The organism is Sphingomonas montana (assembly GCF_001956315.1).
Lineage (GTDB): Bacteria > Pseudomonadota > Alphaproteobacteria > Sphingomonadales > Sphingomonadaceae > Sphingomonas_R > Sphingomonas_R montana.
Window position 1 is genome coordinate 14,200 of record NZ_KV887140.1, and the last position, 24,124, is coordinate 38,323.

Annotated in this window: 22 protein-coding genes and 1 pseudogene; 17 read left to right on the forward strand and 6 right to left on the reverse strand. The window is 68.1% G+C overall.

The genetic code is table 11. The features are described 5' to 3' along the window. Positions 1–7: 7 nt before the first annotated feature. Together BKY59_RS01545 and radA are read right to left on the reverse strand one after the other, a co-directional pair. Positions 8–544, reverse strand: a complete 537-nt coding sequence (locus BKY59_RS01545) for a CvpA family protein (RefSeq protein WP_076068344.1) — start codon at positions 542–544, stop codon at positions 8–10. 10 nt (positions 545–554) lie between these two features. Further along, complete coding sequence (radA, locus tag BKY59_RS01550; protein WP_076068345.1) at positions 555–1,928, reverse strand: DNA repair protein RadA; 1,374 nt, start codon at positions 1,926–1,928, stop codon at positions 555–557. Positions 1,929–2,070: 142 nt separating this feature from the next. Between radA and BKY59_RS01555 the strand changes: the two genes are divergently transcribed. The 9 genes from BKY59_RS01555 (at position 2,071) to BKY59_RS01595 (ending at position 11,214) form a co-directional block, all read left to right on the forward strand. Then, entirely contained in the window at positions 2,071–4,332 is a 2,262-nt protein-coding gene (locus tag BKY59_RS01555; protein ID WP_076068346.1) for a patatin-like protein, read from the forward strand. Between the two features lie 68 nt (positions 4,333–4,400). Beyond that, entirely contained in the window at positions 4,401–4,748 is a 348-nt protein-coding gene (locus BKY59_RS01560; RefSeq protein WP_076068347.1) for a LapA family protein, read from the forward strand. Further along, entirely contained in the window at positions 4,745–5,419 is a 675-nt protein-coding gene (gene pyrF, locus BKY59_RS01565) for an orotidine-5'-phosphate decarboxylase (RefSeq protein WP_076068348.1), read from the forward strand. Before BKY59_RS01560 ends, pyrF begins: the two co-directional genes overlap by 4 nt. 238 nt (positions 5,420–5,657) lie before the next feature. Then, positions 5,658–6,293: a phosphoribosylanthranilate isomerase gene (locus BKY59_RS01570; protein WP_076068349.1), complete on the forward strand. Its 636-nt coding sequence runs from the start codon at positions 5,658–5,660 to the stop codon at positions 6,291–6,293. Continuing rightward, a complete protein-coding gene (gene trpB / locus BKY59_RS01575) occupies positions 6,290–7,522 on the forward strand; it encodes a tryptophan synthase subunit beta (RefSeq protein ID WP_076068350.1) in 1,233 nt (410 codons plus the stop codon). Before BKY59_RS01570 ends, trpB begins: the two co-directional genes overlap by 4 nt. Before the next feature lie 43 nt (positions 7,523–7,565). Beyond that, on the forward strand, positions 7,566–8,390 hold the full coding sequence (gene trpA / locus BKY59_RS01580) for a tryptophan synthase subunit alpha (RefSeq protein WP_076068351.1): 825 nt from the start codon (positions 7,566–7,568) through the stop codon (positions 8,388–8,390). Further along, entirely contained in the window at positions 8,387–9,238 is an 852-nt protein-coding gene (accD, locus tag BKY59_RS01585; RefSeq protein WP_076068352.1) for an acetyl-CoA carboxylase, carboxyltransferase subunit beta, read from the forward strand. Before trpA ends, accD begins: the two co-directional genes overlap by 4 nt. A 119-nt stretch (positions 9,239–9,357) precedes the next feature. Then, entirely contained in the window at positions 9,358–10,686 is a 1,329-nt protein-coding gene (locus BKY59_RS01590) for a bifunctional folylpolyglutamate synthase/dihydrofolate synthase (RefSeq protein WP_076068353.1), read from the forward strand. Between the two features lie 72 nt (positions 10,687–10,758). Then, positions 10,759–11,214 carry a DUF6628 family protein gene (locus BKY59_RS01595; RefSeq protein WP_240499914.1) on the forward strand — a complete coding sequence of 152 codons (456 nt, stop codon included), beginning with the start codon at positions 10,759–10,761 and terminating at the stop codon, positions 11,212–11,214. A 215-nt stretch (positions 11,215–11,429) separates the two neighbouring features. Here BKY59_RS01595 and BKY59_RS01600 read toward each other — a convergent pair whose 3' ends face one another. Both BKY59_RS01600 and BKY59_RS01605 read right to left on the reverse strand, forming a co-directional pair. Then, on the reverse strand, positions 11,430–12,785 hold the full coding sequence (locus BKY59_RS01600; RefSeq protein WP_129586159.1) for an AmpG family muropeptide MFS transporter: 1,356 nt from the start codon (positions 12,783–12,785) through the stop codon (positions 11,430–11,432). 60 nt (positions 12,786–12,845) lie between these two features. Next, positions 12,846–13,262: a response regulator gene (locus BKY59_RS01605; protein ID WP_076068354.1), complete on the reverse strand. Its 417-nt coding sequence runs from the start codon at positions 13,260–13,262 to the stop codon at positions 12,846–12,848. A 119-nt stretch (positions 13,263–13,381) separates the two neighbouring features. Between BKY59_RS01605 and BKY59_RS01610 the strand changes: the two genes are divergently transcribed. The 3 genes and pseudogenes from BKY59_RS01610 (at position 13,382) to BKY59_RS01620 (ending at position 17,688) form a co-directional block, all read left to right on the forward strand. Continuing rightward, positions 13,382–14,257 (forward strand): pseudouridine synthase, encoded by an 876-nt coding sequence (locus BKY59_RS01610; RefSeq protein ID WP_083671818.1) that lies wholly within the window; start codon positions 13,382–13,384, stop codon positions 14,255–14,257. Positions 14,258–14,561: 304 nt separating this feature from the next. Further along, positions 14,562–15,098: pseudogene (rsmD, locus tag BKY59_RS01615) on the forward strand (16S rRNA (guanine(966)-N(2))-methyltransferase RsmD); the annotation flags it as partial. 313 nt (positions 15,099–15,411) lie between these two features. Continuing rightward, positions 15,412–17,688, forward strand: a complete 2,277-nt coding sequence (locus tag BKY59_RS01620; RefSeq protein WP_076068356.1) for an ATP-dependent helicase — start codon at positions 15,412–15,414, stop codon at positions 17,686–17,688. A gap of 26 nt (positions 17,689–17,714) precedes the next feature. Here the strand turns inward: BKY59_RS01620 and BKY59_RS01625 are convergent, their stop codons facing one another. Continuing rightward, the gene (locus BKY59_RS01625; protein WP_076068357.1) at positions 17,715–18,131 is read right to left on the reverse strand and encodes a hypothetical protein; all 417 of its coding nucleotides are present in this window, start codon (positions 18,129–18,131) and stop codon (positions 17,715–17,717) included. A 140-nt stretch (positions 18,132–18,271) separates the two neighbouring features. Between BKY59_RS01625 and cobA the strand changes: the two genes are divergently transcribed. The 5 genes from cobA to BKY59_RS01650 all read left to right on the forward strand — a co-directional run bounded on the left by cobA (position 18,272) and on the right by BKY59_RS01650 (position 22,429). Further along, positions 18,272–19,063 (forward strand): uroporphyrinogen-III C-methyltransferase, encoded by a 792-nt coding sequence (cobA, locus tag BKY59_RS01630; protein WP_076068358.1) that lies wholly within the window; start codon positions 18,272–18,274, stop codon positions 19,061–19,063. Next, on the forward strand, positions 19,060–19,398 hold the full coding sequence (locus BKY59_RS01635) for a DUF2849 domain-containing protein (protein ID WP_076068359.1): 339 nt from the start codon (positions 19,060–19,062) through the stop codon (positions 19,396–19,398). Before cobA ends, BKY59_RS01635 begins: the two co-directional genes overlap by 4 nt. A 1-nt stretch (position 19,399) precedes the next feature. Further along, positions 19,400–21,034 carry a nitrite/sulfite reductase gene (locus tag BKY59_RS01640; RefSeq protein ID WP_076068360.1) on the forward strand — a complete coding sequence of 545 codons (1,635 nt, stop codon included), beginning with the start codon at positions 19,400–19,402 and terminating at the stop codon, positions 21,032–21,034. 263 nt (positions 21,035–21,297) lie between these two features. After that, complete coding sequence (locus BKY59_RS01645) at positions 21,298–21,666, forward strand: DUF934 domain-containing protein (RefSeq protein WP_076068428.1); 369 nt, start codon at positions 21,298–21,300, stop codon at positions 21,664–21,666. Then, a complete protein-coding gene (locus BKY59_RS01650) occupies positions 21,659–22,429 on the forward strand; it encodes a phosphoadenylyl-sulfate reductase (RefSeq protein WP_076068361.1) in 771 nt (256 codons plus the stop codon). Before BKY59_RS01645 ends, BKY59_RS01650 begins: the two co-directional genes overlap by 8 nt. 119 nt (positions 22,430–22,548) lie before the next feature. Here BKY59_RS01650 and BKY59_RS01655 read toward each other — a convergent pair whose 3' ends face one another. Beyond that, complete coding sequence (locus BKY59_RS01655) at positions 22,549–24,063, reverse strand: replicative DNA helicase (protein ID WP_076068362.1); 1,515 nt, start codon at positions 24,061–24,063, stop codon at positions 22,549–22,551. Between the last annotated feature and the right edge of the window lie 61 nt (positions 24,064–24,124).

Below are 24,124 nucleotides of genomic sequence, written 5' to 3' on the forward strand. Positions count from 1 at the left end.
AGAAGCGCTAGTTCGCCTCCGCCCTCGCCGGCTTCGCATCCAGCTGCCGCCGTGCCGCGACATAGTCCACGATCGCCTTGCCGCTGGCGTTCAGCAGAGCGTAGCTGCGCGAATCACGGATCCAGTCGGGTCGCGCCGCGGCACCGCCGTACAGCGTGTCATAGACCAGCGTGACGCCCAGGAAGAGCAGGGTCGCGCCGATCAACCCCTTCAGCGCACCGAACCCGAACCCCAGGATTCGGTCGAGCGGCCCCAGCACCGACTGCCGCGTCCGCCGCCCCAGCGCGCGCGCGACCAGCTTGCCGCCCGTGAACACGACGAGGAACAGTATCGCGAACGCGGCCACCGCTGCCCCGGCCCGCGTACCGACCGGCCCGACCAGCAGCGCCGCGAGCGCGGGGTGAAAGAACTTCAGCGCCAGGATCGCCGCCACCCAGGCGAACAGCGACAATATCTCCGTCACGAACCCGCGCAGGATGCCGAGCACCGCCCCGCCCCCCACCAGCAGGATCACGACGATATCGAGGGCGGTGAGCGCGGGCATGCCCCGATCGCTACCCCCGACCCAGCAGCCGGTCAACGAGCGCGGCGAGCGTCGCATAGCCGCGCATCGACAGGCCGGCGGGCGACTCGGTCAGCGACGCCGGCACCAGCGCCTGCGTGAAGCCCAGCTTGGCCGCCTCCTTCAGCCGCAATCCGCCATGCGCCACCGGCCGGACCTCGCCCGACAGCGATACCTCGCCGAACGCGACCATCTCGGACGGGATCGGCTGTTCCGCCAGCGCCGAGACTAGCGCCGCCGCCACCGCCAGGTCTGCCGCGGGATCGATCACGCGGTATCCGCCTGCGATGTTCAGATAGACCTCCGCGGTCGAGAAACTCAGCCCGCAGCGCGCCTCCAGCACCGCCAGGATCATCGCCAGCCGCCCCGAATCCCAGCCCACGACCGCGCGGCGCGGCGTCGCCCCGGACGCCAGCCGCACGACCAGCGCCTGGATTTCGACCAGCACCGGCCGCGTCCCCTCGATCGCCGGAAACACCGCCGCACCCGATACCGACTCGCCGCGCGTCGTAAGGAACAGCGCGGACGGGTTCGACACCTCGTCCAGCCCCGCCTCCGCCATCGCGAACACGCCGATCTCGTCCGTGCCGCCGAACCGGTTCTTGATCGCGCGCAGGATGCGGTACTGGTGGCTGCGCTCGCCCTCGAACGACAGCACCGTATCGACCATATGTTCCAGCACGCGTGGCCCTGCGATCGACCCGTCCTTGGTGACATGGCCGACCAGGACCAGCGCACAGCCGCTTTCCTTGGCGTACCGTACCAGTTCATGCGCCGATGCACGAACCTGGCTGACCGTGCCCGGCGCGCCCTCGATCAGGTCGCTGTGCATTGTCTGAATCGAATCGATGACCAGCATGTCGGGCGCCTCGCCCCGTTCCAGCGTGGTCAGGATATCGCGCACCGACGTCGCGGCCCCCAGTTGCACCGGCGCGTTGCCGCAGCCCAGCCGCCGCGCGCGCAGCCGCACCTGATCCGCCGCCTCCTCCCCCGAAACATAGGCGACCGATTTGCCCGCGAGCGCCAGCTTGGCCGCCGCCTGCAGCAGCAGCGTCGACTTGCCGATCCCCGGATCGCCGCCGATCAGCGTCGCGGACCCGGCGACGAACCCGCCGCCCAGTGCCCGGTCGAACTCCGCGATCCCGGTCGGCATCCGCTCGGGCAGTGCGACATCGGTGTCGAGCGCGGACATCATCACGAGGTTGCCGCCGCCGCGCAGGTTGTGCTTGGCGGAAAACGGCGTCTTCGCCCCGCCCGCATCCTCGACCAGCGTGTTCCATTGCAGGCAGTCGACGCACTGCCCCTGCCACTTGTTCGCCACCGCCCCGCAGGACTGGCAGACATAACGCTTCTGCGGCTTGGCCATCGGTACTCCACAAAGAACGAAATAGGAACGTAGCGCGCTCTCGCCCGTCTTTCTAGCCCTCTCCCGTCCGGGCGGTAGAGGGTCGGGAGACGGCCTTCTTTCCCGCCTTCCACTTCCGCCCCCGTCATGCCACCCTCCGCCCATGCGGGAGAAGGAACTGAGGCTGGCACTGGTCTGCTACGGCGGGATCAGCCTGGCGGTGTACATGCACGGCATCACGCGCGAGATCTGGCACCTCGCCCGCGCCAGCCGCGCCTATCATGCGGACGAACCGGCGACCGGGTCCAGCGAAGCGGTCTATCGCGATCTGATCGGCGAGATCGAGGCGGCGACCGGCACCCGGTTGCGTGTCCTGGTCGATATCGTGGCAGGCGCCAGCGCGGGCGGCATCAACGGCATCTTCCTGGCGCAGGCGATCGCGACCGGACAATCGCTCGATCCACTGACCGCGCTCTGGCTGGACAATGCCGATGTCGATCGGCTGATGGACGACGACCGGGCATCCGGCGCCATCTCGCGTCGGATATCGCGGCTCTGGGCCACACCGATCGCCCGCTACGCCGCCGGCCGGACCGCAACCGACGGGCTGGACCCGGCAGTGCAGGCAGGGGTGCAGGCGGAGGTCCGGGCGAAGCTGACACGGTTCGTCCAGGCACGCTGGTTCGCGCCGCCGTTCGGCGGGCCACGCTTCACCGCGTTGCTGCTCGACGCGCTGGGTGCGATGGCCGGCACGGGCGACGGGCGGGCGCTGCTGCCCGACCGCCATCCGCTCGACCTGTTCGTGACTGTCACCGATTTCCGGGGCCACCCCGAACGGCTCGCGCTCCATTCCCCGACCGAGATCGTCGAGACCGAGCATCGCCTGACACTCGCCTTCTCCAACCGCGACGGGGATGGCGCATCGATCGGCGCGGTCCCGGACCTGGTCTTCGCCGGTCGGGCCACCGCCAGCTTCCCCGGCGCGTTCCCGCCCTTCACCGTGGCCGAACTGGACGGCGTGCTCAGGACGCGCGCACAGGGCTGGTCGGGGCGGACGGCGTTCCTGGCGCGTGCCCTGCCCCGGCTGGCCGCGATCGGCGCGGCCGAAAGCGCGGTCCTGATCGACGGATCGGTGCTGAGCAACGCGCCGTTCCGCCCGGCGATCGAGGCCTTGCGCGATCGCCCCGCCGCGCGCGAGGTGGACCGTCGCTTCGTCTATATAGACCCCAAACCCAATATCCGGTCGGTGCAGATGACGGGCGGTGACGGCACCGCACCGCCCGGTTTCTTCCAGACGATCCTCGGCGCGATGTCCGACATCCCGCGCGAACAGCCGATCCGCGACAATCTGGAGGCGATCGCCGCCCGCTCCGCCCGGATTGCCGACGTCGCGGCCACGATCGCCGCCATCCGGCCGGAAGTGGAGGCCGCGATCGACGCGGCATTGGGCGGCACCATATTCCTGACCCGGCCGACGCCGGCGCGGATCGCGGGCTGGCGGGCCAGGGCCAACCTGCTGGCCGCACGCGCCGCCGGCTTCACCCATGCCGGCTATGCACACCTGAAACTGGCGTCGGTGATCGATCGGCTGACCGCCACGTTCGGGCAGGCGGGTCGCGATCCCGCCGCGATCCGGGCCGCCCTGTGGGCGCATGTCCGTGCGACCGACGGCGCGGGTGCCGCGGCCGATATCGTCCCGTTCCTGCGCGCGCACGACCTGGGGTTTCGCATCCGCCGGCTGCGGTTCGTGGCGCAACAGGTGCCGGACGTGCCGCCGCCCGGCTGCACGGTCGCCGCGATCGAAGGGATGCGGACCGCCCTGTTCGCGGCACTCGCGCCCTATCTCGACCGGCAGCGCGCCGGTATCGCGGACATGCCCGATCCGCTGACCGATCCGTCCGCGGCGCTGGCCGCCCTTGCGGCGGCGACCGATCTGCGCGCGACCGACGATCGTGCGGATGCGACGCTCTGTGCCGCGCTGCTGCCGCTGTCGCGTGCCGAACGGCGGCGCATCCTGCTCGCCTATCTGGGCTTCCCCTTCTACGATATCGCCACGCTGCCGCTGGTGCGGACCGATCAGGGCGACGAACTCTATCCGGTCAAGGTCGATCGGATCGCGCCGGACGACGCGAACGGGATCCGCCCCGGCGGCGCGGAGGCGACGCTGAAGGGCATCAACTTCAACAGCTTCGGCGCGTTCTTCAGCCGTGCTTGGCGGGAAAACGACTATCTGTGGGGGCGGCTGCACGGCATCGACCGGCTGATCGATATCCTGATCTCCACCCTGCCCGCCGGATCGACGCTGCCGCCCGGCCATGTCGCGATGCTCAAGACGCGCGCCTTCCGCGCCGTGCTGGCGGAGGAACGCAGCCGCCTGACCGCGATCCCCGAACTGTTCGCCACGCTGGACCGCGAAGTGGGGTAAGGTTCCACGCCACTTGCCCTGCCGCCCCACCGCCGTAGAAGAAGGGCGATGACGCGGAGGGCCATGCCATGCAATTCCTGAGAACCCTGTTCTGGGTGGTCCTCGCGGTGATCGCGGTGATCTTCGCCACGAAGAACTGGACGACCGCGCAGGTCAATCTGTGGGGCGGGATCGTGGCGGACGTGAAGCTGCCGGTCCTGCTGCTGATCGCGTTCCTGGCCGGGCTGCTACCGCCGTCGATCCTGTATCAGGCCAACCGCTGGCGGCTACGCCGCCGCATCGACAGCGCGGAACGCACGATCGCGGAACTGCGGCCGACGCCGGTGGCACCTGCCGCCACGGTCCCCGGGGACCCGGTCGAACCGCTCAGCCCCACCGCCTACACTCCGCCGCCCGTCATGGGGCCGCAGGCATGAGCGGCTGCATCTACGTCGCGCTCGATACGCCGGACTTGGCCGCGGCGCGCCATCTTGCGGGCAAGGTCCGCAACCATGTCGGCGGGATCAAGCTGGGCCTCGAATTCTTCATGGCCAACGGTCAGGCCGGGGTGCGCGAGATGGCGGCACTCGGCCTGCCGATATTCCTCGACCTGAAATTCCACGACATTCCCAATACCGTCGCAAAGGCGATCCAGGCGCTCCGCCCGCTGGCCCCCGCGATCCTGACGGTCCACGCCGCCGGTGGCCGCGCGATGCTGGAGGATGCGAAGGCCGCCGCCCCGCCGGGCACCAAGGTGGTCGCGGTCACCGTTCTGACCTCGCTCGACGGCAGCGACCTGGCCGCGATCGGCGTCCCCGACGATCCGCAGGCGCAGGTCGCGCGGCTGACGCTGCTGGCGCGCGATGCGGGCATCGACGGCATCGTCTGTTCCGGCGCGGAGGTGGCGGCAGCGAAGAAGCTGTGGCCGCAGGGCTTCTTCGTGGTGCCGGGCGTGCGCCCCGCGGGCGGCGACGCCGGCGACCAGAAACGGATGATGACCCCGGCGGCGGCCCGGCGCGCGGGGGCATCGATCCTGGTGATCGGCCGGCCGATCACCGGCGCCGAAGACCCCGACGCCGCGGCACGCGCGATCGAGGCGACGCTTTAGTCGCTGACCTTCGGGGGGGGCAGCGCGTGTGGCGCCCCTTCTCCCAACCCTCTCCCCGTTGGGAAGAGGGCTTTTCTGACAGCCCCGGTGAGGCGGTTGCTCGTAACAGAGGGCGACAGAGCCCCCTCGCCCCTCCGGGGAGAGTTGGGGAGAGGGGCTGTGGCTTGGTGAAACGTCGCCACCCCCCGGCCGGGCGCAAGGGCTAACAAAGCAGCGACCGCTTCGCTAAATACACCCCATGCCCACCGCAAAAATCTGCGGCCTCTCGACAGAGGCCACGCTCGACGCCGCCATCGCGCATGGCGCGTCGCATGTCGGCTTCGTGTTCTTTCCCAAGAGCCCGCGCGACATCGACCCGGCAAAGGCGGCGGCGCTGATCCGCCGCGTGCCGCCGCGGGTCGGCGCGGTCGGCGTGTTCGTCGATCCGGACGACGCGCTGCTCGACCATGCCGTCGCCGCCGGGATCGGCACCATCCAGCTGCACGGCCACGAAACACCGGACCGCGTCGCCGCGGTCAAGGCGCGCCACGGCATTCCAGTGTGGAAGGCCGTGCCGGTCCGCACCCGCGCCGACCTCGCGACCGCCCACCAGTACCGGCAGGCGGCCGATCTGATCCTGTACGATGCCAAGCCGCCACGCGGCGCGGACCTGCCCGGCGGCATGGGCCTGCGGTTCGACTGGCGACTGTTGCAGGGGCATGTCCACCCGTTGCCCTGGGCGCTCTCGGGCGGGCTCGACGCCGCCAGCGTGGGGGAGGCGGTGCAGGTCACCGGCGCCACGCTGCTCGATATTTCGTCGGGGGTCGAATTGTCCCCGGGCGTCAAGGATGTGGACAAGATCGCCGCCTTCCTGCAATCGGTCGCCCGGTCATGACCATACAGAACAGCTACCGTGCGCAGCCATCGCCAGACGGCCATTTCGGTCAGTTCGGCGGCCGCTACGTCGCCGAAACCCTGATGCCGCTGATCCTCGACCTGGAACGCGAATATCGCGCCGCGCAGGCCGATCCGGCGTTCCAGACCGAACTCGACTGGCTGCTGAAACATTATGTCGGCCGCCCCAGCCCGCTTTATTATGCCGAACGCTTCACCGAGGCGGTGCGTGCAGACGCGCCAGACGGGATGGGCGCGAAGGTCTATCTGAAGCGCGACGAGCTGAACCATACCGGCGCGCACAAGATCAACAACTGCATCGGCCAGATCCTGCTGGCCAAGCGGATGGGCAAGACGCGGATCATCGCGGAGACCGGCGCGGGCCAGCACGGCGTCGCCACCGCGACGGTCGCGGCGCGCTTCGGCCTGCCGTGCACCATCTACATGGGCGCGCGCGATACGGTGCGGCAGCAGCCCAACGTGTTCCGCATGAAGCTGCTCGGTGCGGAGATCGTGCCTGTCACGGCCGGTGCGCAGACGCTGAAGGATGCGATGAACGAGGCGCTGCGCGACTGGGTCGCCAATGTCGACGACACATTCTACATCATCGGCACCGCCGCCGGCCCGCACCCCTATCCGGAACTGGTCCGCGATTTCCAATCGGTGATCGGGCGTGAAGCGCGCGAGCAGATCATGGAGGCCGAAGGCCGTCTGCCCGACTTGCTGGTCGCCGCCATCGGTGGCGGATCGAATGCGATCGGGCTGTTCCATCCGTTCCTGGACGATGCCGACGTGAAGATGGTCGGGATCGAGGCGGCGGGCCATGGGCTAGACACCGTCGAACATGCCGCCTCGCTGGCGGGCGGCGAACCGGGCGTGCTGCACGGCAACCGCACCTACCTGCTGCAGGACGCGGACGGCCAGATCACCGAAGGTCACTCGATCTCGGCCGGGCTCGACTATCCCGGCATCGGCCCGGAACATAGCTGGCTGCACGAAACCGGCCGCGTGCAATATGAAAGCTGCACCGACAAGGATGCGCTCGACGCGTTCCAGTTTCTCTGCCGCACCGAAGGGATCATCCCGGCGCTGGAACCCGCCCACGCGCTGTCCGCTGTCGTCCGTCACGCACGGACGATGCCGCGGGACCAGATCATCATTGCCAACCTGTGCGGCCGCGGGGACAAGGACATCTTCACCGTGGCGGACGCGCTGGGGGTCAAACTGTGATCGCGCCCGCCTGCTCCCCCTCCCTTTCTAGGGAGGGGGGAATATGACCCGCCTCGCCACCACCTTCGCAGCCTGCGCCGCGCAGAACCGCGCCGCATTGGTCTGCTTCGTCACCGGCGGTGACCCCGCCCCCGCCGCGACGCCGGCGATCCTCGACGCGCTGGTCGCGGCGGGGGCCGACGTGATCGAACTGGGCATGCCGTTCACCGATCCGATGGCGGACGGCCCCGCGATCCAGCTCGCCAACCTGCGCGCACTGGGCAGCGGGACGACCACCGCCGCGCTGTTCGAGATCGTGCGTGACTTCCGCACCCGCCACCCGGACGTTCCGCTGGTGATGATGGGCTATGCCAACCCGATGGTGCGGCGTGGGCCGGACTGGTTCGCCGACCGGTGCCGCGACGTCGGCGTGGACGGCGTGATCTGCGTCGACATTCCGCCGGAGGAGGACGCTGCGCTCGGCATCCCGCTGCGCGCCGCCGGGATCGATCTCGTCCGGCTGGCCACCCCCACCACCGACGCCGTCCGCCTGCCGCAGGTTCTCGCCAACGCGTCGGGCTTTCTCTATTATGTCTCTGTCGCCGGCATCACCGGCAAGCAGCAGGCGGCGTCCGCGTCGATCGATGCGGCGGTCGCCCGGCTCAAGGCGGCGACCGACCTGCCCGTTGCGGTCGGCTTCGGTGTCCGCACGCCCGAACAGGCGGCCGCCATCGCGCGTACCGCAGACGGCGTCGTCGTCGGCTCCGCCATCGTGGAGACGATCGCCGCCGCCTATGCCGCCGGCCAGGATCCGGCTGCCGCGATCATGGCCTATGTCGGCGGACTGTCCGCCGCCGTCCGCAGCGCCCGCCAGGATGCCCCGAAATGAGCTGGATCGACCGCGTCCGCCACTCGCTTCCCTTCGTCGCCAAGCGCGAGACGGACGAGGAGCTCTGGCACAAATGCCCGTCCTGCGGGCAGATGGTGTTCAAGAAGGAATATGAGGAGAACCAGTCGGTCTGCCCGAAATGCGACCATCATGGCCGCATCGGGCCGGACGAGCGGTTCGACGCGCTGTTCGACGGCGGGCTATACACCCCGCTGCCGATCCCGTCGGTGCGCGAGGATCCGCTGAAGTTCCGCGATACCAAACGCTATGTCGACCGGATTCGCGCCGCGCGCACTGCGACCGGCGAAAACGACGCGCTGATGAACGCGCGTGGCACGATCGAGGGCCGACGCGCGGTCGTCGGCGTTCAGGATTTCGCCTTCATGGGCGGGTCGATGGGCCTGGGCGTCGGCGCCGCCTTCCTGACCGGCGTCGAAGCCGCGATCGCCGATCATTGCCCCTATGTCATCTTCACCGCGGCCGGCGGCGCGCGGATGCAGGAGGGCATCCTGTCGCTGATGCAGATGCCCAAGACGACCGTCGCGATCGCGATGCTGCACGAGGCGGGCCTGCCCTATATCGTCGTGATGACGGACCCGACCACCGGCGGCGTCACGGCATCTTATGCGATGCTCGGCGACGTGCAGCTGGCCGAACCCGGCGCGCTCATCGGCTTTGCGGGGCAGCGTGTCATCGAATCGACGATCCGCGAAAAACTGCCGGAGGGGTTCCAGCGCGCCGAATATCTGCTCGACCACGGAATGCTCGACATGGTCGTCCACCGCCACGCCATGCGTGCCGAACTGGCGCGCCTGATCGGCTATCTCTGCGTGGACGCCGTGGCTTAAGGCCGGGCAACGCCGCAGCAGCATATCGTGCCCCGGCATAGGTCGGGGCTAGGGACAAGCGCTGCACCTGGGCCCCGGCCTGCGCCGGGATACTGACGCGTTTCCGGAGCGCAACACCGATGGTCGATCATGCAATCTCGTCCGATCCTGCGGTGCAGGCGCAGCTCGATCGGTTGGCGTCGCTGTCGCCCGGCGCGGACATCCTCGGGCTGGAGCGGATCGTCGCCTTGCTGGCTCGGCTCGGTGATCCACATCTGAAGATGCCGCCGGTGCTGCATGTCGCGGGCACGAACGGCAAGGGATCGACCTGCGCCTTCCTGCGCGCCGCGGTCGAGGGCGCGGGGCTGACCGCGCACGTCTATACCAGTCCGCATCTGGTGCGGTTCAACGAACGGATCCGGCTGGCCGGCACGCTGATCGATGATGCGCTGCTCGCCGCGCTGCTCGCGGAGGTGCTCGATTGCGCGGGCGATATCGGACCCAGCTTTTTCGAAATCACCACCGCTGCCGCGTTTCTCGCCTTTGCGCGGACGCCGGCGGACGCCTGCATCGTGGAGGTGGGCCTGGGCGGGCGGCTGGACGCGACCAACGTGCTGGCCGGCCCGGCGGCGTGCGGCATCGCGCAGCTGGGCATCGACCATCAGGCGTTCCTTGGCGACCGGATCGAGGATATCGCCGCCGAAAAGGCCGGTATCGCCAAGCCCGGCGTGCCGCTCGTCACCATGGCCTATCCCGCCGCCCTCGCGTCCCGCGTCGCGGATGTAGCACTGGCCGCCGGTGCGCCCCTGCTGCCCGCCGGCGATGCGTGGTCGTTCATGGTCGAGCCGGGCGCGGTGCGCTATACCGACGACCGTGGCACGCTGCGGCTGGACCTGCCCGCGCTGGACGGGCCGCATCAGCCCGGCAACCTTGCTCTGGCGGTCGCGATGTTGCGGCATCAGCGGCAGGTCGCCGTGCCCGATGCCGCGCTCGTCGCCGCCGGGCCCGCCGCACGCTGGCCCGCACGGATGCAGCGCATCCGCCGGGGCACGCTCTTCGACCGGCTGCCCGCCGGGGCGGACCTGCATATCGATGGCGCGCACAACCCCGCCGCCGCACGCGCGGTCGCCCCGCACCTGCGCGCGCTGCGCGGTGACGGTCGGCCGCTGGTGCTGGTCGCCGGGCTGCTGGCGAACAAGGATGCCGCCGGCGTCCTCGCCCCGCTTGTCGGCGTGGTGGACCGGCTGATCGCCGTGCCGGTGCCCGGTCATGCCACCCACGATCCCGCCACGTTGGCAGCGGCCGCACGCGGGTCGGGCATCGCAGCGGATGCCGTATCCGATATCGGCGCCGCTATCCTGCGAATCGCGATGGAAGCAGCCCCGGACCGGCCGCCGCACGTCGTCGTCATCGGGTCGCTCTACCTGGCTGGCACCGTCCTCGCCGCGAACGGAACACCACCCGACTGAACTCATGCTAATGCGATTGACTTGCAATAGCGACGGTGCTTCATTGTGCTCCTGACGACGATGGAGTGCGCGATGACGTCCCGATCCAATCTCACGGCCGAATCCACCGCCACTACGCGGATGCTGCCCCATGCCATGCCGGCCGGATCGGCGGACCGCCTGCTGCTGTTCGCGATCCGCCGCATGGCACAGGCCGGAATCGACGATGCCTACGCCTCCAACGCGATGCTGAACCATTTCGGCCGCGGGTTCCGTCGCCCCCTGGTGCTGCTGCGCGCGACGATCGCGGAGGTGTCGCGCGTGTCGGCCCGTTCGCTGATGGTGGCACCCTGCTGCTGCCCACGCATCACCGCGGACGAACATGGCCTCCTCTCGGCGATCGCCGGCGCGGTCCATGACCCGCGCGATGCGCACGACCGGCTCGCCCGCCACCTGGGCGTCCGCCACTGCCACGTCGCCGGCGAAACCATGCGCGCGTTGGACGATGCGTTCCGCGACTTGGGCCACCCGCTGGCGGTTGTTGGGTGAGACAACTCTAAAGCCTCTCCCCGTCAGGAGTTTCGATCACCGCCAGGTGGGGATTGTCTCCGGCAACCTGCAACATGCCGAGGGCATGTTTTACCCGACAGTGATCGAAACTGGGTTGGGGTGGGGGCAACAGCACCAGACCAACAACATGGTAGGATTGATGAGTTCAGCCCCACCCCAACCCCTCCCCTGAAGGGGGGGGGCTTATACAGCACTCAACCCACCTCTTTCGCCTGCCGCAAACTATCCACCACGAACCCCCGCCGCCACAGGATCCACAGCAGCACCATCCCTGGCACCGCGACCACCATTGTCATCACCCAGAACCCGGCCCAGCCGAGCGCGGTCGCAAGGTAGCCCGCCGGCGTCGCCAGCCAGGTCCGCCCGACCGCCGCAACCGAGGACAGCAGCGCGAACTGCGTCGCGGTATAGGCCAGGTTCGACAGGCCCGACAGGTAGGTGACGAACACCGTCAGCCCGATCCCGCTCGTCACCTGTTCGATCGCGACTGCGGTGGTCAGCCAGCCTACGCTGTGCCCCGCCATCGCCAGCATCACGAACGCCAGGTTGCTGACCATCATCAACAGCCCCGAAACGAACAGCGCGCGCCCCATGCCCAGCCACGCTAGGAACGGCGCCGCCAGCGCGGTCCCGGCGATCAGCCCCCAGAAGCCGATAATCTTGTTGATCGCCAGAAACTCCGTGTCGGAAAAGCCGAGTTCGACAATCATCGGATTGAGCATCCCCTGCCCCATCGCATCGCCCAGCTTGTAGACCAGCACGAACAACAGGATCAGCACTGCACCCCGCCGGCCGAGAAACTCGCGGAACGGCCCGACGATCGTATCCTGCAACCACCGCACCGGCGGCGCGCCCGCATCGCGGACAACCGTCGCGTCATGCCGCCCCGGCCCCGCCCAGGCGGCGGCGATCATCCCCGGCAGCACGCAGAATGCGGTCAGGCCGTAAGCCAGCGCCCAACCCAGCCCGGCCCCCTCGCTGGACGCCAGCCACACCGTGCCGACCCCCGCGATCAAATTGCCGATCCGATATCCGAACTGGTTGTTGGCGGTTCCGTACACCAGCTCGTCCGCCGCCAATATCTCGATCCGGTACGCATCGATGACGATATCCTGCGTCGCGGCCAGGAACGCAGTCACGATCGCCCACAGCGCGAACACCCCCAAATGCCGCGCCGGATCACTGCCGCCCAGCATCCAGACCGCCCCGAACAACAGCAATTGGATCAGCAGCAGCCACGCCCGCCGCTGCCCCAGCCAGCCGGTCAGCACTGGCAACTGCCCCCGGTCGACCAGCGGCGCCCACAAGAATTTCAGCGTGTAGGGCGTCGTCAGCCCGATCGCGAAACCGATCGTCTTCTTGTCGAGCCCGATCTTGGCCAGCCAGAACGTCATCGTCGCGAGAAGCAGCGCAAGCGGAAATCCGCTCGATATCCCCAGCAGCAACGCCGCCAGCGGCCGCGGTCGCAGATAAGGCGCAAGCAACCGCGGCGACAGGCGGTGCGGCCGCGGTATGGAGTCCGGGCTCGTCGCTGGCGAAGGATCATTCATCGCGCGACCATATAAGCCGGTCGCCGGATTACCAGTCCCCGCCGCCGCCCGTCCGGTCGATCAGAACAGGTCCAGCCCCGGCGGCAGCCGCTTCACCGTTCGGCCGGCGATCTTCGCGTCGATCGTGTCGATCGCGGCCACCAAGTCGCGATTGCCATAGGGCTTGTTGAGGACGCCCAGCGCCAGTTCGCGCGCTTCCGGCGGGCACTGCCCGGTCACGAACAGCAACGGGATGCCGCGGTCCCGCGCCGCCCGCGCGACGTCCAGCCCGCTGCCGTCCGACAGGCGGATGTCGGCCAGCACCAGATGCAGCCCCTCGCTGTCGATGAAGCGCAACGCCTCCTCCACCCGGTCGGTGGTAGCCACGATGTCGAATCCGGCTTCGCGCAGGAAATGTTCGTTGTCGAACGCGACCAGTGGCTCGTCCTCGACGATCAGGATGCGATTGATCGTGCGTTTGCGCTTGCCGAACAGCATCTGACCGTTACGCCCCCCAAAGTCCCAGAGTCCGAAGTTTATCAGACGGTCTGGCGAACGTTTCAGTTCCGGTTTATTTCCGGCCTTCATACCTGTTTCCAGATCGGACGACCTGACCCTTGCGCACTCCCCGCCGACCCGGCCCCGCGGCCCCCGCCCAGGCCCCAGTCGCGCCCACTGCCGCGCCCACTGCCCCGCCCCCCGGCACTGCCGCCCAGGCCCCCACGCCCAAGCCGGCCCGCGAACCCGATCGCGCGCTGAAGAAGCAGGCTGGCGATCCGCAACGCATCGCCAAGCTGCTGGCCCGCGCCGGCGTCGCGTCGCGTCGCGAGATCGAACGGATGATCGACGAACGCCGTATCGCGATCGATGGCGTGGCGATCGAGACGCCGGCCACGATCCTCACCTCACTTGTCGGCGTGACGGTGGACGGCAAGCAGGTGGCGGCACCCGCCCCCACCCGGCTGTTCCGCTATCACAAGCCGGCCGGGCTGCTGACCGCGGAGCGCGACCCCAAGGGCCGCCCGACGATCTACGACCGGCTGCCCGAAGGCCTCCCGCGGCTCGTGCCGGTCGGGCGGCTCGATCTGAATACCGAGGGGCTGTTGCTGATGACCACCGACGGCGGCCTGAAACGCCAGCTGGAACTGCCCGCGACGGGCGTCGAGCGGACGTACCGCGCGCGCGTGTTCGGCGACATCAGTCAGAAGCAGCTCGAGGAACTGATCCACGGGATCGAGATCGAGGGCATCCGCTACGGATCGATCGACGCGAACCTGGAACGCCGCACCGGCCGCAACGGCTGGGTCGAGATGCGCCTGCGCGAAGGCAAGAACCGTGAGGTCCGGCGCGTGCTGGAGTTTCTGGGACTCCAGGTCAGTCGCCTGATCCGGACGAGCTACGGACCTTTTCCGCTCGACGACCTGCCGGCCGGCTATATCGACGAGATCAAGCAGCATGATCTGGTCGCGTTTCGAAAGATTTTGAAAGACTGAGGCTTGGGTGGGTGTGCGACAGCCCACCGCCCTACCCATCTAGCCAGCCCATCCCGTCCATCCCGAGCGAAGTCGAGGGACCTTCCCCGAGCGCAGCCGAGGGGTGCTGTTGGCTTCTCGACTTTGCTCGAAGGGTCCCTCGACTTCGCTCGGGATGGACGCGGGATTGGGGTCGGGAGTCCGCTGTCCTGCCGTACTTGGTGCGAGCGTGGCGCTCTGTGTCACGCCCTTGACCAAACCCAGCCCCTACTCACGACGTACAGTAGGGCGTATGGGCCTCGCTTTTACATCGGATACTCCACCCATGCGCATCATCGCCGGCAGCTGGCGCGGCCGTTCCATCGCATCCCCCAAGGGCGACGACACGCGTCCTACGTCCGATCGGACGCGCGAGGCGCTGTTCTCGATGCTCGCCAGCCGGTTCGGCAGTTTCGAGGGCATCCGCGTGCTCGACCTGTTCGCCGGCACCGGCGCGCTGGGGCTCGAGGCGCTCTCGCGCGGCGCCGCCTACGCGACGTTCGTGGAACGCGAGCGACAGGCGCTCGACGTGCTGAAGGTCAACGTCGCCAAGCTTGCCGCGCCGGGCACGACCGATGTCCGCGGCCAGGGGGTCGAGGCGCTCGGGCCGCTGTACGGGCCGCGGTACGATCTGGTGCTGATGGACCCGCCCTATCAATCCGGCGGCGGCGGGGCGTTGCTCGAACGGCTGGCCCGGCTGGGCTGGTTCGCGCCGGGTGCGCTTGTGTCGGTGGAAACGGGCAAGGCGGAAATCGTGGCGGCCAAGGGGTTCGAACAGGATACGGACCGGGTGCATGGGAAGGCCAAGCTGACCTTGCTGCGATGGGTCGGGGGTGACGAAGCTCCGGTTCCTGCGAAGGCTGACGTTGTAGAGGAAGACGACGCCGCTGAGGGCGACGTTGCAGAGGACGAGGCGAAGGACTGAGTGCGGCCCCATTAGCCCCTCTCCTTCAGGGGAGGGGTTGGAGTGGGGCAACAGCGCCACAACTATGATCTCACCGGTCTGAAGCGGTCAGCCCCACCCCAACCCCTTCCCTAAAGGAGAGGGGCTTAGGTTTCGTTTACGTCGGCCGAGTGCCCAACCAACGCCCCCAACGAACTTGCCCCCGGGCGCCGCGTTCCCTACCTGTTCGCGGGTGAACCAGTCGCTTGCTCCCTCGCCCGCCGATCCCGCCTACCTGCGCGGGCTCAACCCGCCGCAACGCGAGGCGGTGCTGACGACCGAAGGTCCGGTGCTGGTGCTGGCCGGCGCGGGCACCGGCAAGACGTCCGCGCTCACCGCGCGACTCGCGCATCTGGTCGCGACCCGCCGCGCCTGGCCGTCCGAGATCCTGGCCGTCACCTTCACCAACAAGGCGGCGCGCGAGATGCGCGAGCGGATCGGCCGGATCCTGGGCGATGCGGTGGAGGGAATGCCCTGGCTCGGCACCTTTCATTCGATCGCCGCCAAGATGCTGCGCCGTCATGCCGAACTGGTCGGGTTGCAGAGCAATTTCACGATCCTCGACACCGACGACCAGCTGCGCCTGCTGAAACAACTGATCGTCGCGGCGGAGATCGACGAGAAGCGCTGGACCCCGCGGATGCTCGCCGGGCTGATCGACCGCTGGAAGAACAAGGGCTGGGTCCCGGCCGACATCGACGCCGCGGAATCCGAAGCGTTCGCCAACGGCCGCGGGGCGGAGCTGTACGCCGCCTATCAGGCGCGGCTGCGCGGCGTGAACGCGTGCGATTTCGGCGACCTGCTGCTCCACATGCTCGTCATCCTGAAGACGCATCGCGACGTGCTGGAGCTGTACCAGCAGCGCTTCAAATATGTGCTGGTCGACGAGTATCAGGACACCAACAGCAGCCAGTATCTCTGGCTGCGGCTGATCGCGCAGGAACGCCGCAACCTGTGCTGCGTGGGGGACGACGACCAGTCGATCTATTCGTGGCGCGGGGCGCAGGTCGAGAACATCCTGCGGTTCGAGAAGGATTTTCCCGGCGCGGCGATCATCAAGCTGGAACAGAATTACCGGTCGACCCCGCATATCCTGGCCGCTGCATCGGGCGTGATCGCGCATAATGGCGGGCGGCTGGGCAAGACATTGTGGACGCAGGAGGCCGAGGGCGATCCTGTCAAGGTCGTCGGCGTCTGGGACGGGCCGGAGGAAGCACGCCGGATAGCCGAGGAGATCGAGGGGCATCAGCGTGGGCACGGCACGCTCGACCAGTGCGCGATCCTGGTGCGCGCGCAGTTCCAGACGCGCGAGCTGGAGGACCGCTTCATCGCGATCGGCATGCCCTACCGCATCGTCGGTGGCTTCCGCTTCTACGAACGCGCCGAAATCCGCGACGCGCTCGCCTATCTGCGCGTCATCAGCCAGCCGGCGGACGACCTGGCGTTCGAACGGATCGTCAACGTGCCGAAACGCGGGTTGGGCGACAAGGCGGTTGCCAAGATCCACATGGTCGCGCGCGCACAAGGGCTGCCGCTCTCGTTCGCGGCCGCGCGGCTGCTCGACACGGACGAACTGACCGGCGCGGCACGCAAGTCGCTGGGCAATCTGGTCGGCGATATCGCGCGCTGGCGGGACCGGCTCGGCTCGCTCGGCCATGCGGAACTGGCCCGGCAGATGCTCGATGAAAGCGGCTACACCGCGATGCTGCAGGCGGATCGCTCCGCGGAGGCGGCCGGGCGGCTGGAGAATCTGACCGAGCTGGCGCGCGCGATGGAGGAATATGAGACGCTGTCCGCGTTCCTCGAACATGTCAGCCTGGTGATGGACAACGACGCCGCCGCAGACGAGGCGAAGGTGACGATCATGACGATCCACGCCGCGAAAGGGCTGGAATTCGACACGGTGTTCCTGGCCGGGTGGGAGGAAGGCGTGTTCCCGTCGCAACGCGCGGTGGACGAAGGCGGGACGGCCGCGGTCGAGGAGGAGCGCCGGCTGGCCTATGTCGCGATCACGCGGGCCCGGCGGAAATGCTTCATATTCCACGCCGCGAACCGCCGGATCTACGGACAGTGGACCTCGTCCATCCCCTCGCGGTTCGTGGGCGAGCTGCCCGCCGACCATGTCGATCAGGAAACGACGATGTCGGGCGGTGAGTCGCTGTGGCGCGCGCAATGGTCCGAACATCAGGACCCGTTCGCCCATCTGGGGCGCAGCGAAGGGCGCGGCCCCGGTTGGCAGCGGGCGGCCGCCACCGGCGTCGACCTGCGCCCGGCCCGCGTGGTGGAGGCGCGGACCTCGCCCACCAGCTTCGCCGCCAAGCCGCGCGCCGACATCGCGGTCGGCATGCGCGTCTTCCATACCAAGTTCGGCTACGGCGCGGTGGCGACGATTGACGGCAACAAGCTCGACATCGACTTCGAACAGTCCGGCCGGAAGCGCGTGCTGGACAGCTTCATCCAGCCTGCATGATCCCGGCCCGATAACGATACGCCATCTCAGCGCATCCTGTCAGGCCGCGAGTAGGGCACGAAGTCGCCGAGAATCACGAAGCCGGCCGGCATCCGCGTCACGCGATCGAGCAACTGCACCGACTCTATCCGGCAGATCGAACCACCGGTAACGCTCGTCACCGGAATTGCGTCCCGGCGGAGCGAGGCCAGGCCACCTTGCGGCCGGTTGAGATACCGGCGTCCGCCACCGACATCGTAGAGCAGGCCGACCCCGGGAATGACCTGCGTCGACTGAACCGACGCGAAGGGCAGGCAGCGGACCGGCTTGCCCGGCACCAGTCCCTTGAGCGCGGTGGCCAGTTCGGCCCTCCCGCGTTCGGCCACCGTCTCGTTCGGCCCGGCTACGGCCGGGCTCGTCGCCAGGGTCATCACAGCGCCGCACACCAACATGAACTTCCGCATCACCGGCTCCTCTTCTTCCGCTGATGATATGGGCGTCCGCAACCGAAACCGCACGCGGCCGGCGCGTTCGGAAGCGCAGCTTTGTGGCCGCCAAGCAATCGCCGATTGTAGCACCCGCGGTACGGGGCCATCTCCGGTCCATGGCAAGTCTTCTCGATCCTTCCGCGCGCGGGCGCGTCATTCTGGTTGGCGCAGGGCCCGGCGATCCGGACCTGCTCACGCTGCGTGCGGTGGAGGCGCTGCGGTCGGCCGACGTCGTCGTGCATGACGGGCTGATCGACCCACGCGTCCTCGATTACGCGCCGCCGTCGGCACAGCGCATTTCCGTCGCGAAACAGCGCAGCCGCCATACCGTGCCGCAGGACGGGATCAACGCGCTGATCGTGGCGCATGTCCGCGCAGGCAGCGTGGTCGTGCGGCTGAAGGGCGGCGATCCGTTCGTGTTCGGCCGCGGTGGCGAGGAGGTCGAGGCCGTCCGTGCCGCCGGCCTGCGCGTCGACGTGGTGCCCGGCGTGTCGGCGGCGCTAGGCTGTGCGGCGGAGGCGATGCTGCCGCTGACGCACCGCGACTGGTCGTCCGCGGTCAGCTTCGTCGCGGGGCAGTGCAAGGGGCTGTCGGATCAGAACTGGGCCGGCCTGGCGGGCGCAGGCCGCACGCTGGTGATCTACATGGGTATCGCCAACGCGACCGCGATCGCGGACAAGCTGATGGCCGACGGCGTATCGCCCGGCATGCCGGTGGCCGTGCTCGAACGCGGCACCCTGCCCGGGTCGCGCGCGCTCCGCACATTGCTCGCCGACCTTGGCGACATGACGGTGCGCGAACGGATCGCCAGCCCGGCGATCATCGTGGTGGGGCAGGTCGTGTTGCTGTCCGACGCGCAGGACCGGCTGCACCGGATCGCATTGCGGGCCGCGGAGACGTTCGCATGAAGATCCTGACCGGCCAGAACCTGGCGTCCGGTGATGTCGTCTGGTGGACCGGCTCCGGCTGGTCGCTGCACCTGTTCGACGCGGTCGACGTGGGCGAAACGGGTGCCGCCATCGCCGCGACCGAGGAAAAGGCGCTGCGCGTCAACGTCCCCTATGTGATCGACGCGGTCCAGACCGCGGACGGACCGATGCCGGCGCACATCAAGGATCGCATCCGCGCCGCCGGCCCGACCGTGCATCCCGCCTTTGCGATCCATCCCGAAATTCCGATCCTGAAGACGCCCGCGCGGCACCAGTCCAACGCCGACGCCCCGTCCGAAGTGAAGGCGAACTGATATGTATCGTTACGACACCTACGATCAGGCCCTTGTCGACGCGCGTGTGGCCGATTTCGGGGATCAGGTCGCGCGCCGCCTGTCCGGCGAGATGAGCGAGGACCAGTTCAAGCCGCTCCGGCTGATGAACGGGCTCTATCTGCAACTCCACGCCTATATGCTGCGCGTCGCGATCCCCTACGGAACGCTCGACAGCCGGCAGATGCGCATGCTGGGGTCGATCGCGCGCGACTACGACCGCGGCTACGGCCACTTCACCACGCGGCAGAACCTTCAGTTCAACTGGATCAAGCTGGAGGATACGCCTGAAATCCTCGCCAGGCTGGCGACGGTCGAGATGCATGCCATCCAGACCTCGGGCAACTGCATCCGCAACATCTCGTCCGATCAATATGCAGGTGCGGCGGCCGACGAGGTCGGCGATCCGCGGCCCTGGGCGGAGCTGCTGCGCCAGTGGTCAAGCTTCCACCCCGAGTTCAGCTACCTGCCGCGCAAGTTCAAGATTGCCGTCATCGGCGCGGAACAGGACCGCGCCGCGATCCAGCTGCACGACATCGGGCTCCAGATGCGCCGCGACGACGCTGGCGAACTCGGTTTCCGCGTGCTGGTGGGCGGCGGCATGGGCCGCACGCCGATGATCGGTTCGGTGATCCGCGACTTCATCCCGGCGGCGGACCTGCTGAGTTATGTCGAGGCGTGCCTACGCGTCTACAACCGCTACGGCCGGCGCGACAATATCTACAAGGCACGGATCAAGATCCTCGTCCACGAACTCGGCGCGCCCGAATATGCGCGCCAGGTCGAGGAGGAATGGGCGCACGTCAAGACGCTCGGGCTCGATCCGCCGCAGGCCGAATATGACCGGATCGCCGCGCAGTTCGCCCCGCCCGCGTTCGCGGAAGGCCTGCCGACTGAAATCGACCGCAGCGACGCGGGCTTCGCGCACTGGGTCGACCAGAACACAGCCGCGCACAAGGCGGCGGGCTATGCGATCGTGACGGTCAGCCTGAAGCCGACCGGCGGCATTCCCGGCGACGCCACCGCGGACCAGATCGACCTGATCGCGGACCTTGCCGAACGCTACAGCTTCGACGAGATCCGCATCACGCACAGTCAGAACGTCGTGCTGCCGCATGTCCAGCAGCAGGACCTGCGCGCGATCTGGGATGCGCTGGTCGCGGCCGGCCTCGCCACCGCGAACCTCGATCTGGTGACCGACATCATCGCCTGCCCCGGGCTGGATTATTGCAGCCTGGCCAATGCGCGCTCGATCCCGGTCGCGCAGAAGATCACCGAACGGTTCGCCGATCCGGACCGGCAACGCGACATCGGCGAACTGAAACTGAAGATCAGCGGCTGCATCAACGCCTGCGGCCACCACCATGCCGGCCACATCGGCATTCTGGGCGTCGATCGGAAGGGCGAGGAGAATTACCAGCTCTCGTTCGGCGGATCGGCGGCCGAGGACACCAGTATCGCCAAGATCATCGGCCCCGGCTTCTCCGAGGACGGCGTGGTCGATGCGGTCGAGAAGGCGGTCGAAACCTATCGCGGCCTGCGCGAGCCGGGCGAACGCTTCCTCGACACCTATCGCCGCGTCGGCCTGCAACCGTTCAAGGCCGCGATCTATGGGTAAGCTTGTCCAGCAGAACAGGTCAGAAGCCCCTCCCCTGAAGGGGAGGGGTTGGGGTGGGGCTGACCGCTTCAACCCAACAACATCAAGGTTGTGGAGCCGTAGCCCCCACCCCAACCCCTCCCCTGAAGGGGAGGGGCTTAGAACAGGCCAGCGCGCATGATCCGTTTCCGCACCGACACCCCGCACGACGCGCCCGCCACCCCGCTGGCGGAGTTCATCGGACAGAGCAACGCCACCGCCGTTCGGCTGGAACNGCCACCCCGCTGGCGGAGTTCATCGGACAGAGCAACGCCACCGCCGTTCGGCTGGAACCGACCGACGACGCGCGCGCGCTGTTGCCGCATCTCGACCGGATCGCGCTGGTCGAGGTCGCCTTCCCGAAATTCCGCGACGGCCGCGGGTTTAGTGCCGGGCGGATCCTGCGCGAAGCGGGCTACACCGGCGAACTGCGCGCGCAGGGCGATGTGCTGATCGACCAGTTGCCCCTGATGCGGCGCTGCGGCTTCGACAGTTTCGTGCCGGACGTCCCGCTCGACGAAACGGCCCTCGCCCGCGCGCTCGATCGCTATCCCGACGTGTATCAAAAGGCCGCCGACGGCCGCCCCCCCGTGTGGGCCTTGCGTCATGGGTGAACCCGCACGGCGGATCGACATGATCGACACCGCTCCCGCCTTCACCGCGGCGGACGTCGCGGCGATGAACGCGCATTATGAGGGCGTATCGACGGCGGACATGTTGCGCGACCTGCTGACCGGCGACCTTGCCGGCCGGATCGCGCTCGTCTCCTCGTTCGGCGCGGAGTCCGCCGTGCTGTTGCATCTGGTCGCAGGCATCGACCGCACCGTGCCGCTGGTGTTCACCAATACGCAGAAGATGTTCGGCGAAACGCTCGCCTACCGCGACGCGCTGGCCGAACAGCTCGGCTTCACCGACCTGCGAGTCTATCGGCCCGACCCGGCGCTGATCGCGGCGCGCGACGCGACCGGCCTGCGCTGGTCCTACGATCCCGACGGCTGCTGTGAAATCCGCAAGGTGGAACCACTTGCCCGCGCGCTGGCCGGGTTCGACGCGTGGATCAGCGGCCGCAAGGGCTTCCAGGCAAAGACCCGCACCGCACTCCCCCGCTTCGAACATGACGAGACGGACGGTTATGGCCGGCTGAAGATCAATCCGCTGGCAAGCTGGACCAAGGCCGACCTCGACGACTATTTCGCCGAACACAGGCTGCCGCCGCATCCGCTGGTCGAACAGGGTTATCTATCGATCGGCTGCGCGCCCTGTACCAGCAAGGTCCGGCCCGGCGAGGACCCCCGCGCCGGCCGCTGGCGCGGTTGGGACAAGATGGAATGCGGTATCCACGTCACCGAACTGCCGGGCGAAGAACCGGCGTTCTGAGGCTCTTCCCCGTCATCCCGGACCTGATCCGGGATCCAGGGACGCAGGTGCTGCCCTCCGTAACTCTGGATCCCGGATCAAGTCCGGGATGACGACCTTTTGCGTGAGTTGAGCGAACCCTACTCTTCCAAGGACCGATAACTCTCGTCCGCAAGGTCAGAGAATCGCGTGATATTCGCCTCGAACTTCAACGTCACCGTGCCGGTTGCGCCGTGGCGCTGCTTGGCGATCACCAGTTCGGCCTTGCCGTGCGCCTCGGCCATCTTGCGCTGCCAGTCCTCGAAATCGGCAACCGAGGCCAGGCTGTCGCCCTCGCCCGCGCTCGCTTCCTTGGGCTTGGCGAAGTTGATGTAATATTCCTCGCGATACACGAACCAGACCATGTCGGCGTCCTGCTCGATCGAGCCGGACTCGCGCAGGTCGGACAGCATCGGCCGCTTGTTCTCGCGGCTCTCGACCGCGCGGCTGAGCTGCGACAACGCGATGACAGGCAGATGAAGTTCCTTCGCCAAGGTCTTCAAACCGCGGCTGATTTCTGAAATCTCCTGCACCCGGTTGCCGTCGCTCGACTTGCCCGACCCCTGCAGCAGCTGGAGATAATCGACCACGATCAGGTTGATGCCGCGCTGCCGCTTCAGACGCCGCGCGCGGGTGCGGAGTGCCGCGATCGTCAGGCCGGGCGTGTCGTCGATATAGAGCGGCAGATTCTCCAGCTCCGCCGCCGCACGCGCCAGGTTGCGGAAATCCTGCTGGCTGATCTTGCCCATGCGCAGGTTTTCCGAACTGATCCCCGATTGTTCGGACAGGATGCGCGTCGCAAGCTGGTCCGACGACATTTCGAGCGAGAAGAACGCGACCGCGGCACCGACCGACTTGGCATCCTCGATCCCGTCCAGCCGATCACGTACCAGCCGCATCGCCGCGTTGAACGCGATGTTGGTCGCCAGCGACGTCTTGCCCATGCCCGGACGGCCGGCCAGGATGATGAGATCGGACCGGTGCAGACCGCCCATCTTGCTGTTCACGCTGTCCAGTCCGGTGGTGATGCCCGACAGGTGCCCGCCCGATTGCAGCGCGCGTTCCGCGGTTTCCACCGCCATCCGCGTCGCCTGTGCGAACGTCTTGACCGACCCCTGCTCGCCGCCTTCCTCCGCCACTTTGTAGAGCGCGGTCTCCGCCTCTTCGATCTGGCTCTTCGGATCGACCGACTCGCTCGTGTCGAACGCGGTCTCGACCATCTCGCGCCCGACGCCGATCAGCGCGCGGAGCAGCGCCAGATCGTAGATCTGCGCCGCGAAATCGCGCGCACCGATCAGCGCCGCGCCGGACCCCGTTAACTGCGCCAGATAACCCGGCCCGCCCAGCTCGCGCATTTGGCTGTCCGCGTCGAACAACGGGCGCAGCGTGACCGGGTTGGCGATCATGTTCTTGTCGACCATCCGAATGATCGCTTCGTATATCCGGCCGTGCAGCGACTCGTAGAAATGGTCGGGCCGCAGTTTCAGCTGCACATCCTCCATCAACCGGTTGTCGATCATCAGTGCGCCCAGCAGCGCCGCCTCCGCCTCGACATTGTGGGGCAGCGTCTGTTCGGGCGCGGGGGATGCGACGGGATAGGGGAATGCGGTGGCCATCCGCGCATCATCGGCGCTTTCGGCCCCGCCCTCAACCGGCTTGGTCCCATGCGCCCACAGC